The organism is Teichococcus globiformis (assembly GCF_042646265.1).
GTDB classification, from domain to species: Bacteria; Pseudomonadota; Alphaproteobacteria; order Acetobacterales; family Acetobacteraceae; genus Pseudoroseomonas; species Pseudoroseomonas globiformis.
In genome coordinates, this window is the sequence record NZ_JBHRTN010000020.1 from 28,293 (window position 1) to 40,864 (window position 12,572).

Sequence of the window (12,572 nt, forward strand, 5' to 3'; positions counted from 1 at the left end):
GCGCCGTGGCCAAGAACCTCCAGGTCACCCCGCCCGGCATGGTCTGGGTGCCGGGCGGTACCTTCCGCATGGGATCGGACGGCCACTACGCGGAAGAGGCACCGGTTCACCGCGTCACGGTCGATGGGTTCTGGATCGACAGGACGCCAGTCACCAACCGTCAGTTCGCTGCCTTCGTTGAAGCCACCGGGCATGTGACGAATGCAGAAATCCTGCCTGACCCGCGCGACTATCCCGGCGCTTTGCCGCACATGCTCTATGCCGGCAGCCTAGTGTTCCGGAAAGCGAAGGGGCCGGTGGATCCGACGCAATGGAGCCAGTGGTGGGAATACCGCCGCGGCGCCTGGTGGCGGGAGCCCTACGGCCCCGGCTCCTCGATCAGAGGGCTGGAGGAGCATCCGGTTGTCCATGTCGCCTATGTAGACGCGCTAGCCTATGCGCGCTGGGCCGGCGGCGACCTGCCCAGCGAGGCGGAATGGGAGTTCGCCGCGCGCGGTGGTCTAGAAGGCGCGACCTTTGCCTGGGGCGAGGTCATGCGGCCGAAGGGGCGCTTCATGGCGAATACTTGGCAGGGCCAGTTTCCCTGGAAGAACACGCGCGAGGACGGCTGGGAGGCGACTAGCCCCGTCGGCGCCTTTCCTCCGAACGGGCACGGCCTATGCGACATGATCGGCAACGTTTGGGAATGGACACAAGATTACTGGCAGCCGCGCCACGCCACCGATGCGCACAAGTCCTGCTGCATTCCGAAGAACCCGCGCGTCGCAGCGGCGGAGGCGAGCTTTGACCCTGCCCAGCCAAGCATCCGTATTGCGCGCCGGGCCCTAAAGGGCGGCAGCTTCCTCTGCGCGCCCAACTACTGCCGCCGCTATCGGCCTGCCGCGCGCCACGCGGAGCCCGAGGACACCTCGACCTGCCATGTCGGCTTCCGCTGCGTGCGGCGGGGCAGTCCATGATGCGCGGCCGAGTGAAGCCCTCTGCCCGTGTCCCGTCACCCTCCGGCCGCGCAGGACCATGCGGCGGAACACTCTTCAGCAAGGGAAAGCTTATGAGCGAGCATCCGAACCGCCGCACCATGCTCCTGGCCGGAGCGGCCGCCCTGACTGCCCCCGCCCTCAGCGGCACGCGCCTCGCACAGGCGCAGCAGCCACAAGTACAGCAGCAGGGTGCGTCGCAGCAGGCAGGCGGAGGCAAGCCGAACATCGTCGTCATCTTCGGCGACGATATCGGTCAGTCGAATATCAGCTACTACACGCGCGGCATGATGGGGTATCGCACACCCAACATCGATCGTATCCATAACGAAGGCATGACCTTCACGGACTACTACGCGGAGCAGTCCTGCACCGCGGGCCGATCCTCCTTCATCACCGGCCAGTGCACACTGCGAACTGGCCTGTCCAAGGTAGGGCTGCCGGGGGCGGCAGCCGGCATGCAAGCTGAGGACCCAACCATTGCCACGATCCTGAAAAGCATGGGCTATGCGACCGGGCAGTTTGGCAAGAACCATCTTGGCGACCGCGACGAGCACCTGCCGACCGCGCACGGCTTCGACGAGTTCTTCGGCAATCTGTACCATCTGAATGCAGAGGAGGAGCCTGAGAATGTCGATTATCCGCAGACCCCGGATTTCCGCCGCCGCTTCGGCCCGCGTGGCGTGATCAAAAGCTGGGCGGATGGCCGCATCGAGAATACCGGGCCCCTGAACCGGCAGCGCATGGAAACGGTGGATGACGAGTTCCTCGCCGCCGGCCTCGACTTCATGGATCGCCAGCATGCGGCGAACAGGCCGATGTTCGTGTGGTTGAACGCGACGCGCATGCATCTCTACACGCATGTGCCGGAGGCTTGGCGGGGGCGGTCGGGCCTGAACAACTATGCCGACGGCATGCTGCAGCACGACGATTGGGTCGGGAAGATCCTGAAGAAGATCGACGACCTCGGTGTCGCCGATAACACCATCGTCGTCTACACGACCGACAACGGGCCGCACTTCAACGCCTGGCCCGACGCGGCAATCACGCCCTTCCGCAGCGAGAAGAATTCCAACTGGGAAGGCGCCTACCGTGTTCCGGCGGCGGTCCGCTGGCCCGGCAGGATCTCGCCAGGTGTCACCAATCAGATCTTCTCCGGGCTCGACTGGTTCCCCACGCTCGTCGCCGCGGCCGGGGATACCGATATCAAGGACAAGCTGAAGGCCGGTCTCGCTGTGGGCGGCAAGACCTTCAAGGTACATCTGGACGGCTACAACCAGTTGCCGCTGCTGACCGGCCAAACGCAGGAAGGGCCACGCAAGGAGTTCTTCTACTTCAACGACGACGGCCAAATGGTCGCGATGCGCTATGAGCGCTGGAAGGCCGTGTTCATGGAGCAGCGCGGCGTCGGCTTCGGTGTCTGGCGCGAGCCCTTCGTGACGCTGCGCGTGCCGAAGATCTTCGATATCCGCATGGACCCGTATGAGCGGGCCGACGACAGCAGCAACACCTACAATGACTGGCTCATACGGCGAGTCTTCCTGCTGGTGCCGGCCCAAGGCATGGCGCGGCAGTTCCTCGAGACCTTCCGGGAGTTCCCGCCGCGGCAGCGGCCGGACAGCTTCAACCTGGATAGTGTGCTGCGGCAGATGGAAGAGGCGGCTGGCGGAGGCAAACACTAGCTAGGCTGGCGCCGCCGGGCGCCTCAGCGGCGGTGAGCCAGACCACTGGCGAGCATCCTCGGTGCTCGCCGACCCCTGAGATGCTAGGAATCGGTCCGTGACAGACACCTCGCGCTCCTCCCTTACGGCTGCTTCTGAGAGCCTCCAGCCGTTGCCCGTGGCTATGCAGCCCTACGGGAGCGCCGCCGGCAACGCCGGTTCCGACGCCCGTACGGCTTTTGCCGATCTGCGCACCCGTATGGGCCAAGCCATTATTGGCCAGGAAAGAGTAATCGAGCGCCTGCTCATCGCGCTGCTAGCCGATGGCAACGTGCTGGTTGAGGGTCTACCCGGCGTCGCCAAGACGCGCGCGGTCAAGGCCCTCGCGCATAATCTGGATGCGGCATTCCGGCGCATCCAGTTCACGCCGGATCTGCTCCCGTCCGACGTGGTGGGAAGCGACATCTATGAGGCGAAGACCGGCAGCTTCCGCTTTGAGCCTGGACCCGTTTTCGGCAGCATCGTGCTGGTGGACGAGATCAACCGCGCGCCGGCGAAGGTGCAGTCGGCGCTGCTGGAGGCCATGGAAGAGCGGCAGGTGACCGTGGGGGGCACCACCCATACCCTCCCACGACTGTTCATGGTGATGGCGACACAGAACCCGATCGAGCAGGAAGGCACCTACCCTCTGCCCGAAGCGCAGCTCGACCGCTTCCTGATGAAGGTGGGCGTGGACTACCCGCCCGAGGTGGACGAGCGCGCCATCCTCCGGCTCGTCCGTGGTGAAGAGCAGGCGCGGCAAGGCAAGGGAATGGCCGATACCGACCCCGCAATTCCGCAGGAGGTGGTCTTCGCCGCCCGCGCCGAGCTGTCCCACCTGACCGTTGTCGAAGCCATCGAGAACTACGTCGTGGCGCTGGTCTGCGCCACGCGCGCGCCGGCAGCCCTCGATAAGGACCTCGGCAACTGGATTGAAGTCGGCGCCAGCCCGCGCGCCACCATCGCGCTCGACCGCGCCGCCCGTGCCCATGCCTGGCTGTCCGGGCAGGATCACGTCACGCCGGAGAATGTCAGGGCTGTGGCGCCTGATGTGCTGCGGCACCGCCTGATCCTGAGCTACGAGGCCAGTGCCGAGAGGATTTCCGCCGATGCGGTGATCGAGCGCATGCTCTCCCTGGTCGCTGTGGCGTGATGTCATGGCCGAACATGACCCCGACCCGCGCTTGGTCCCGTCGCTCGGCTCCCTGATCCGCGCGCAATTCCAGGCGCAGGGCTTTTCCTTCCTGCACCGTCAACCGGTGAGCAGTCTGCTGGCGGGCCGCCGGGCCTCGCGCATCCGCGGGCGTGGCCTCGCCTTCGAGGAGTTGCGCGGCTATCGCCCCGGCGACGACGTCCGGCAGATCGACTGGCGGGCCAGTGCACGCACCGGCCGCACGCAGACCCGCGTCTTCACGGAGGAGCGGGACCGCCCGATCCTGCTGGTGGTGGACCTGACGGCAGCAACCTATTTCGGCAGCAGGCACGCCACCAAGGCATCCGTGATCGCTGAAACGGCGGCGCTGGCGTCTTGGCTGGGGTTGAAATTCGGCGATCGGGTCGGTGCCATCGTGTTCGACGACCATGGGCTGGAGGAGCACCGCCCGCAACGCAGCCGTGGAGCGGTGATGCGCGTGCTCGGAGCCATTGCCTCCCGTGCCGCCGCGCTTCCCGGTGCACGGCCCCGGCCCTCGGACCCGGGCCCGCTGAATGCCGCGCTGAGACAGGCGGAGATCATCGTCGGGCATGACTGGCTGGTCCTCATCATCGCCGACTTCCAGGCCTGGACCCAGCCGGCCGCCCAAGCCGTCGGCCGTCTCGCCCGGCACAATGACATTATCGCCGTTCCCGTCTCCGACCCACTGGATCGCGCCCTTCCGCCGGCGCCGTGGCGCGGCCTGGCCACCGCCGACGGAACACGCGTCGCCGTGCTGGACCCGGCGCGATCGGGTCTCGGCGCCCATGTCGAGGCGGAACATCAGCGCCGCAGCACGGCTTTCCGCCTCGGCGGCATTCAGCTGGAAACGCCGGTCCTGTCGATCGGCACGGAGGAGGATGCGGCGCCGCAGTTGCGCCGCATGCTGGGCGGCGCGGCGGCACCAAAGCTGAGCGGCGGCCGGCGATGAGCCCCTCCGCCATGCCGAGCCGCGAGGCCATGCACGGCCTGATCGAGCCGCCGCCGGTGTCCTTCTGGCCGGCCACCCCGGCCTGGCTCATCCTGCTGCTGCTGGCGCTGCTGCTGATCGCTTGGCTGGCACTGCGCGCCCTGCGCGCGTGGCGTCGGGGCGCTTACCGGCGAGAGGCGCTGCGGATCCTGGAGACGGCTGGATCGACGGACGCCGCCGCTATCCTGAAGCGCGTGGCGTTGGCAGCCTGGCCCCGATCGCGGGTGGCCGCACTGTCCGGCGCCGAATGGGCCGCTTTCCTGCAACGCACGGCGCCGCGCGCGGCGCTAGACCCGGTCATGGCCGGGCGGCTCGCCCAGGCCGCCTATGCGACGGAACTCGACCCGCCGATGCGCGACGCCGCTGCTCGCTGGATCCGCCGCCATGACCCTCGGCTTTGATCATCCCTGGGCCTTTGCCCTGCTGCCGCTGCCGCTACTGGCTTGGTTGCTGCTGCCGGCCTATCGCGAGCCGGGCTTCGCGCTGCGGCTGCCGATGCTGGAACGCCTCACCGGCCCGGCAGGCGCCGCTCCACCCGAGGCCGCGCGACCGGGCTGGGCGCGAACGATGCTCGCCCTCATCGCCTGGCTGCTGCTGGTCGTGGCCCTTGCTGCGCCGGTGCGCATCGAGCCGCCGGTAACGCGCAACACCAGCGGCCGCGATGTCCTGCTGGCGCTGGACCTTTCCGGCTCGATGTCGACCAAGGATATGGCTGGAGCCACGGAAGGCGCGAAGGTCAGCCGGCTCGACGCCGCAAGGGCAGTGCTGCAGCAGTTCATCGACCGCCGCGAGGACGACCGGCTCAGTCTGCTGGTCTTCGGCTCCTCTGCCTTCGTGCTCGCGCCCTTCACCGCTGACCACAAGGCGCTGTTGGGCCTGCTCGGCGAGACCTTTCCGCGCATGGCCGGACCGCAGACCATGATCGGCGATGCGATCGGCCTGTCCGCGCGAACCTTCGAGCGCGCCAAGGTGTCGGGCCGGCTGCTGATCCTCCTGACCGACGGCAACGACACCGGCAGCCGCGTGCCGCCGCGCCGGGCGGCCGAGATCGCGGGCAATCTCGGCGTGCGGATCTACGCCGTATCGCTCGGCGACGCCGCTGCGGCGGGGGAAGCGGCGCTTGATCTCGGCGCGCTGGAGGATATCGCCAAGGCGACCGGCGGCGCGCATTTCCACGCCGATGACCCGCGGGCGCTGGCCGAAGCCTACCGCCGCATCGACGCCATGGAGCCGACCCCGGCGCAGACCGTCTCCTGGCGCCCCCGCACGCCGCTCTTTGTTTGGCCCCTTGGAGGGTTCGCTCTGCTGATGGCGGCGCTGCTGCTCGGGCCCGGGCTTCGCGAGTTCCGCCGGAGGCCCGCATGAGCAGCTGTGGACAGACCCGTCGCCGCGCCATCCCGTGGCCCCGTGGCCCCGCGCAAAGGAGCCGGCGATGAGCGACGTCGTCGCCTCCCTGCATCTCCTGCGCCCCTGGTGGCTGCTGCTGGCCCTCCTCGGGCCAGCCATGCTGTGGCTGGAGCGCGCCCGCCAGCGCGATGCGGGAGGCTGGCGCGGCGTGGTGGCGCCGCATTTGCTCGCCGCCCTGACGGTGCGCCAGGGCACTCCGTCCCGGCTGCGCCCGGTCACCGTGGCGATGGTCCTCTTCCCCCTCCTGGCCATCGCCCTGGCTGGTCCCAGCTGGCGCCGGGAGCCGAGCCCGTTCGTCACCGACAGCGCGCGTATGGTCGTCGCGCTCGACCTTTCGCGCGCCGGGGTCCAGGCGCTACCGGCGGGAAAGCGCAAGATCCGTGACCTGCTCGGCCTGCGGGCGGGCGGGCGCACAGGCCTGGTCGCCTATGCGGGCACCGCCCACCCTGCCCTGCCGCCAACCGACGACCCCGGCCTGATCGAGACCTATCTCGCGGCGCTGTCGCCCGACGTCATGCCTGAGGACGGCAATGCCGCCGGCGCCGCCCTCGCCGCCGGTCTCGCGATGCTGCAGGATGAGCAGGGGGGCGCCGGCACCGTGGTCCTGGTGACGCCCGCCGTGCCCGCCACAGAGTCCGGCAGCTTCCAGCAGGCGAGCGGGCAGGCAGGCCACCATGCCTTTCTGGTGCTGGCCACCGGGGACGGGCCCTTCGCTGGCGCGCCAGGCGCCACCGTTGTCGATCCGACGCCGGACACCACCGATGTTGAACAGGTGGCCGGTCTAGCCCGCAGCCATTTCGCCACTGCGCCCTCCGACGATCCCACCATGCGGTGGATGGATGCGGGGCCATGGATGGCCTTGCTGGTCGCGCCGCTGGCGGCGCTGTTCGCCCGGCGCGGCTTCCTCGCCGCCATGCTACTGCTGCTCAGCCTGGGCGCACGGCCCGCCATCGCGGCCGAGAGGAGTGATCTCAATGCCTTCTGGCGGCTCTGGCTGACGCCGGATCAGCGCGCCCAGCTGCTGCTCGATCGCGGCGAGCCGGCGCGGGCCGCCGGGCTGTTCACCGACTCGGTGCGAAGGGGCGTCGCCCTCTATCGGGCCGGGGACTACCAGGGCGCCGTGACCGCCCTGGCCCAGGGCAAGAGCGCAGAGGCGGCCTACGATCTCGGCAATGCGCACATGATGCTGCCGCGCGACTGGGAAGCGGCCATCGCCGCCTATGACCAGGCGCTCAAGCTGCGGCCTGACTTCCCTGAGGCGCGCGACAACCGTGCCCTGGCCGCGGCCTTCCTGAAGGCGTGGCAGGATGCTTCGAAGGACCGCGAGGCGAACCAGACCGACGAGCCGGAGCGCGAGCCGCCCGACCCGGACCAGATGGTCGCTGACCAGGCGGCGCAGCCTGGCGAACAGCAGCAGAAGCCCGGCGACACGCCGGGACACGGGCTGTCGGATGCGCAAATCCAGTCACTCTGGATGCGGCGGGTGGGCGGCACCCCAGCTGATTTTCTCCGCCTCCGCTTCGCGCGTCAGGCCGCGTCAGGGGAGAGCACGCCATGAGGCTGATAGGATTCGTGCTGGCGCTACTTTTCCTGCTACCGGCAAAGGCGCCGGCACAGCAGAACGAGCCACTTCTCCTGCGCATCGCGGTCTCGCCTGAGGGGCTCGTCTCGGTGAACCAGCGTGTGACGGTGACGCTGACCGTGATGACGCCGGTGCGTTTCGTTGATCCGCCGCAATGGCCCGACCTTTCCGTCACCGGCGGGAAGGCCGTCATCCTGCCCGAGGCCACAACCCTTCCGGGCACGGAGCGCGTAGGCGGCGAAAGCTACGCCGCGCTGCAGCGCAACTATGCCCTGTTTCCTGCCACGCCCGGATCGCTGACGGTCAACCCTTTTACCATGACGCTTCGTGTCGGTGGCCCAGATGGCCAGCCTGTCGAGGCGAAGGCCACCACCAGAAGCCTGGAGATCACATCCCGCATTCCGCCTGGCATCACGGACATCACGCGTCTCGTCGTCGCGCCCAATTTTCAGCTCAGTTCATCGCTCGAGGGTGCGCGGAGCGACATCCAGGTTGGCCAGGCGGTCACACGGCACCTGCACATGGAAGCCGATGGTACCACCGCCATGCTGTTGCCGCCGGTCATCTGGGGCGCAGTGGACGGCGTCCGCATCTACCCCGACCCGCCTGCGCTGCAGGACCATGCCGAGCGCGGCCAGTTGCATGCCGTGCGCAACGAAAGTGCAGCCTTCGTGCCGCAGCGCCCTGGCGACATCGTGCTGCCCGGCTTCACGGTCGATTGGCTGGAGCCGGCCACTGGCCGGCTCCAGAAGTTATCGATCGAACCAATACGGCTCACCGTTCTGTCGGCCTTGCCGACCACCGGCGTCGCCCATCGGGTGCCCTCCTGGTGGGCCTGGCTGCTCCCGCTGGTGCTGCTGCCAGGAGGCGCCCTCTGGTGGTGGTGGCGCCGGCGGGCGGCACGCGGGCCAGATCCTGTGGACGCTCTCGCCGCTGCCTGCCGTGCCGACGACGCCCGTGCCGCAGCCGTAGCGCTGTACCGGTGGGCGGATGCGCGCCTGCCGCCGGGCGGCGAAAGGCAGGTCGCCCGGTTGGCGGATCTCGCAGGCACGCCGGAGTTGGCGCAGGAGGCCGACGCGCTAGGCGCGCAGATTTACGGCGCCGCCGCTGCCGGCGCATGGCAGGGCGCGCCTCTGCTCGCCGCCGCCCGCAAAGCCGACAGCACGCTGCACCACCCGCAGGCACGGCCCTCACGGGGCACCACGACGCTGCCGCCTCTTAACCCTCTCCAGCACGCTCCGGCGGCGCGGCTGACCCAGCCGCGCTGGGCCAGATGAAGGCGGGGCTACGGATGGCGACGATGCTTCCGCCCCGATCGGCACCGGGACGCGCACCCACACGGCTTCTGGCATGGCCCGGATCCGGCCCCATTGACGGCCGGCCTTCTGGCCATACCGCTACGCTACCCCTCTTCAACGGAGAGCATGCATGATGCCGATTGCACGTCGGGCCCTGGGCCTTGGGCTTCTGTCCATCACGCCGATACTGGCGGCGGGCCACGTGTGGGCGCAGGCGCAACGCACCGATCCGCTGCCGTCCTGGCGAGATGGCGCATCGCGGCAATCCATCCTGGACTTCCTTGCGGCGGTGACAACCGAAGGCTCGCCAGATTTCGTACCCGTGCCGCAGCGCATCGCCGTGTTCGACAATGATGGCACGCTCTGGTGTGAGATTCCGACGGCGCAGCTGATGTTCGTGCTCGACCGGGTGAAGGCGCTGGCACCACATTATCCGGCCTGGAGGACGACACAGCCGTTTAAAGCCGCGCTGGAGGGCGATACCGCGACCTTGGCGGCGGCCGGCACCCACGGCCTCGCAGAATTGGCGCTGGCCACCCATGCCAACACCACGCCGGAGCAGTTCAACGTGATCGCCACCGAATGGCTGGCCACCGCCCGCCATCCCAAATTTCAACGCTCCTATACGGAGCTCACCTATCAGCCGATGCTCGAGTTATTGCGCCTGCTAGCATCTAGTGGTTTCCGCAACTACATCGTCTCGGGCGGCGGGGTAGAATTCATCCGTGCCTTCAGCGACAGCGTCTACGATATTCCACCAGAGCAGGTGATCGGTTCTACCATCCGTACCGAATATCGCTTCCCTCATGGCGGAAAGCCCGAATTGTTTCGCGTCGCAGTCATGGACTTCATCGATGACGGACCGGGCAAGCCAGTGGCTATCGGCAAATTCATCGGGCGCAGGCCAATCGCAGCTTTTGGCAATTCGGATGGTGATCTGGAGATGCTGCAGTACGTCACCTCAGGTCCAGGTCGTCGCTTTGGCCTGCTTGTGCATCATGACGATGCTGAGCGTGAAGTCGCTTATGACCGTCAAAGTCCGTTTGGCAAGCTGGATCGCGGTCTCGATCTGGCTGGTCCTAGCCGTTGGACCGTCGCTTCGATGCGACAGGACTGGAACAGGATGTTTCCAGTCCAATGACTTTATCGTTCTGAACGGAATCACGATGGTATCAATAGGATCATTCACGACGCCATGAGGAATTTGAACAGAGCTCTTATCGAGGGGGCGCTTGTTGTTGTGCCGATTGGCGCGGTGGTCCTCCTGATCCTCAGTATCGTCAACAAGCTGCGGGATGTTTCTGATCCGCTGTCTGGAACTTTTCTGCATCCAATGGTCATGGCGATCTTCTTGTTCGTCGCGCTTTGCCTGACACTGGGCCTTATTATCAGGGCGCGGACCGGCCGGCGGGCGAAGCTGGCCTTGGAAAGGATGCTGTTCGAAAAACTACCCGGCTACCGCCTTGTTAAGGCCTTTGCGGGGAACGGTCCGTTCTCCGCCGATGGTGGATCGGTGCTGAGGCCAGCGCTTGTGTCCATCGAGGAGGGGCTGTGTCCTGCGCTTATCATGGATAGTTTTGCCGATGGCCGATTACTTATCTTCGTGCCGGGCTCGCCTGCTCCTATGTCAGGCGCCCTATACATCTTCACCCCAGATCGCGTAACCAGTCTTGACGTACCGCTTCTGCCTTTCATGAAGGCCATTTCGTCCTGGGGCTTGGGCTTGAAGGAGCTAATCGACAAGTCGTCCTAGAGGCCCGGACGCTAGCGACCCTATAAAAAGGTCCAGGGAAGCCCCCCTGCCCTACCCGCCTTCAGCGAGTTTTCATCCGATAATGCCGGCTTACCGGATATTTCGAAGGCAAGCCTAAAATGGCAAGGTTCGGGCCGCGCTGGGCTCCAACAGCGGCCTATGCCTATTGTCTTGTATGCCTGGTCTACGGAGGACTGGATCAAGATACTGCTTGGGACACCGGGCGGCTTCGTGGGCAATCCCTTCCCTCCCCCCTTATCTACGGCAGCGCCTGTGGCAGGCCTTCTGATTTCCCATAGCCCCGCAGGACCTACTCCAATGTGTTCGGCCGCTTCACGAGTCTCCGGCCAGCTCTCGCAACGGATGGTCCATGGGGCGTGTAGCGTAAGGTAGATAAGGTCACCCTCTAAGTAAGCCGGCCTGTCTTGCGGGCGGGATACGAACGAGGCTCACGTGTGCCTTTTTGTGATGCCCACCTGCTAGCGGATCGCAGCGTTCTTATAAGGCACTGGTGGCGGCGACGGCTTCAGGATGACCCCTTGGTCCACCACCTCGATCTTGGCCTTGGGGTAGACCGCGGCGGCAAGGCTCAGTGCGTGCGTGAAGCGCGGCTTGAAGTGGAACAGCTCCTTATAGCCAGCGCCGAATTGTGCCTTGAGCGCCTTCCACGTGATGAGCTTATCGCTAGAAAGCACATGCAGCCGGTAGGCCAACCAGAGATATGCGTCGAGCGCGGCCGGGTTGTTGCTGATCGCCCGGATTGCGGCCTCCTCCAGCGGCACAGGATGCTTTTGGAGCTGCTCGAAGAACCCCTCGCTCAGCTTCGCTGTCTCCAGCGAGAGTCGCCCCTGGCGCCCAGCCACCTCGTCGTCGATGAACAGCGCCCGGTCGACGATGCTCTGATTAACTAGCCCGACTTTGCCCGAACCCTGGATGTGGAAGGTCAGGCGGCACCGGCTGATACGTTCGGCTTGGTCACGAACGGCACGCGCATTCGAGCCCCCGATGCTGGCACCCAGCCGAGAGAGCCACTGCCGCAGGCTGCCTCCCAACTCGATCTCTCGCGAGCCAGTCCGAAGCGCCTCCGTTTGCAGAAACAGCAGGATCAGCCGGGCGACCGAGCCGTAGGGCACGCCCACGTGCTCCATAGGGCCATCATTCTCGGACGGGCGGAGGCCGGGCTCAACGACGAGCCTCACCCGCTCCCCAGCAATCTCCCAGCGATTGCTTGGCCCGAGGCGACGGTGCGGTAAGGCGCACTGGGCCCACCCACTGAAGGCAAATCCGAGGCTGCCGTCCTCGTCCGCCATGTAGACGCTTGCGGCCTCGACGATGGTCCGGTCTACCCCAGCTTGGATGGCGCCGGTCTTTCCCTTCGCCTCCAGCAACTCGTGCACTGTGCCCATGGCAAGGCTGCCCCTGTCGCCGTTCGCCAGCCTCCTCCGTTATTGCCACAGCCGGAGCCGCGCCGTCTCTGTGCGGTTTTGCGATGAGACTATTGGATAGATATTTCTATTAGTCTGCTCGCAAGAAGCCACGGGATAACTCTCGAAGCGTTTGATTCTGCATGAGCACCCCTCGCAAGAAGGCACGCTTTCATCGCAAGAAGCCACACTCCGGCTGTGGGCTAGTGCACCATCCCGCTCGCAAGAAGGCACAGTTGGATCGAGCGACTCCACGCGCCAGCTATGGGCAA

At 66.6% G+C, this 12,572-nt stretch carries 11 protein-coding genes; 10 read left to right on the forward strand and 1 reads right to left on the reverse strand.

Annotation, left to right across the window (positions count from 1 at the left end):
- The first annotated feature begins 5 nt into the window (after window positions 1-5).
- The 10 genes from ACFOD4_RS19115 (at window position 6) to ACFOD4_RS19160 (ending at window position 10,876) form a co-directional block, all read left to right on the forward strand.
- Complete coding sequence (locus ACFOD4_RS19115; protein WP_379599026.1) at window positions 6-956, forward strand: formylglycine-generating enzyme family protein; 951 nt, start codon at window positions 6-8, stop codon at window positions 954-956.
- Between the two features lie 92 nt (window positions 957-1,048).
- A complete protein-coding gene (locus ACFOD4_RS19120; protein WP_379599028.1) occupies window positions 1,049-2,656 on the forward strand; it encodes an arylsulfatase in 1,608 nt (535 codons plus the stop codon).
- Between the two features lie 97 nt (window positions 2,657-2,753).
- Window positions 2,754-3,827 carry an AAA family ATPase gene (locus tag ACFOD4_RS19125; protein WP_456316912.1) on the forward strand — a complete coding sequence of 358 codons (1,074 nt, stop codon included), beginning with the start codon at window positions 2,754-2,756 and terminating at the stop codon, window positions 3,825-3,827.
- 4 nt (window positions 3,828-3,831) lie between these two features.
- Window positions 3,832-4,797, forward strand: coding sequence for a DUF58 domain-containing protein (locus tag ACFOD4_RS19130; RefSeq protein WP_379599029.1), 966 nt, complete (start codon window positions 3,832-3,834; stop codon window positions 4,795-4,797).
- Window positions 4,794-5,237, forward strand: coding sequence for a DUF4381 domain-containing protein (locus ACFOD4_RS19135; protein WP_379599031.1), 444 nt, complete (start codon window positions 4,794-4,796; stop codon window positions 5,235-5,237). Before ACFOD4_RS19130 ends, ACFOD4_RS19135 begins: the two co-directional genes overlap by 4 nt.
- Window positions 5,221-6,201 carry a VWA domain-containing protein gene (locus ACFOD4_RS19140; RefSeq protein WP_379599032.1) on the forward strand — a complete coding sequence of 327 codons (981 nt, stop codon included), beginning with the start codon at window positions 5,221-5,223 and terminating at the stop codon, window positions 6,199-6,201. Before ACFOD4_RS19135 ends, ACFOD4_RS19140 begins: the two co-directional genes overlap by 17 nt.
- Window positions 6,202-6,268: 67 nt before the next feature.
- Window positions 6,269-7,801, forward strand: coding sequence for a hypothetical protein (locus ACFOD4_RS19145; RefSeq protein ID WP_379599034.1), 1,533 nt, complete (start codon window positions 6,269-6,271; stop codon window positions 7,799-7,801).
- Window positions 7,798-9,102: a BatD family protein gene (locus ACFOD4_RS19150; RefSeq protein ID WP_379599035.1), complete on the forward strand. Its 1,305-nt coding sequence runs from the start codon at window positions 7,798-7,800 to the stop codon at window positions 9,100-9,102. The genes ACFOD4_RS19145 and ACFOD4_RS19150 overlap by 4 nt, the downstream gene beginning before the upstream one ends.
- Window positions 9,103-9,253: 151 nt before the next feature.
- Window positions 9,254-10,264 (forward strand): HAD family hydrolase, encoded by a 1,011-nt coding sequence (locus ACFOD4_RS19155; RefSeq protein ID WP_379599036.1) that lies wholly within the window; start codon window positions 9,254-9,256, stop codon window positions 10,262-10,264.
- Window positions 10,265-10,318: 54 nt separating this feature from the next.
- On the forward strand, window positions 10,319-10,876 hold the full coding sequence (locus ACFOD4_RS19160; RefSeq protein ID WP_379599038.1) for a hypothetical protein: 558 nt from the start codon (window positions 10,319-10,321) through the stop codon (window positions 10,874-10,876).
- Between the two features lie 479 nt (window positions 10,877-11,355).
- On the opposite strand, the gene ACFOD4_RS19165 is transcribed toward ACFOD4_RS19160, so the two are convergent.
- Window positions 11,356-12,282 (reverse strand): replication protein RepA, encoded by a 927-nt coding sequence (locus ACFOD4_RS19165; RefSeq protein WP_379599039.1) that lies wholly within the window; start codon window positions 12,280-12,282, stop codon window positions 11,356-11,358.
- Between the last annotated feature and the right edge of the window lie 290 nt (window positions 12,283-12,572).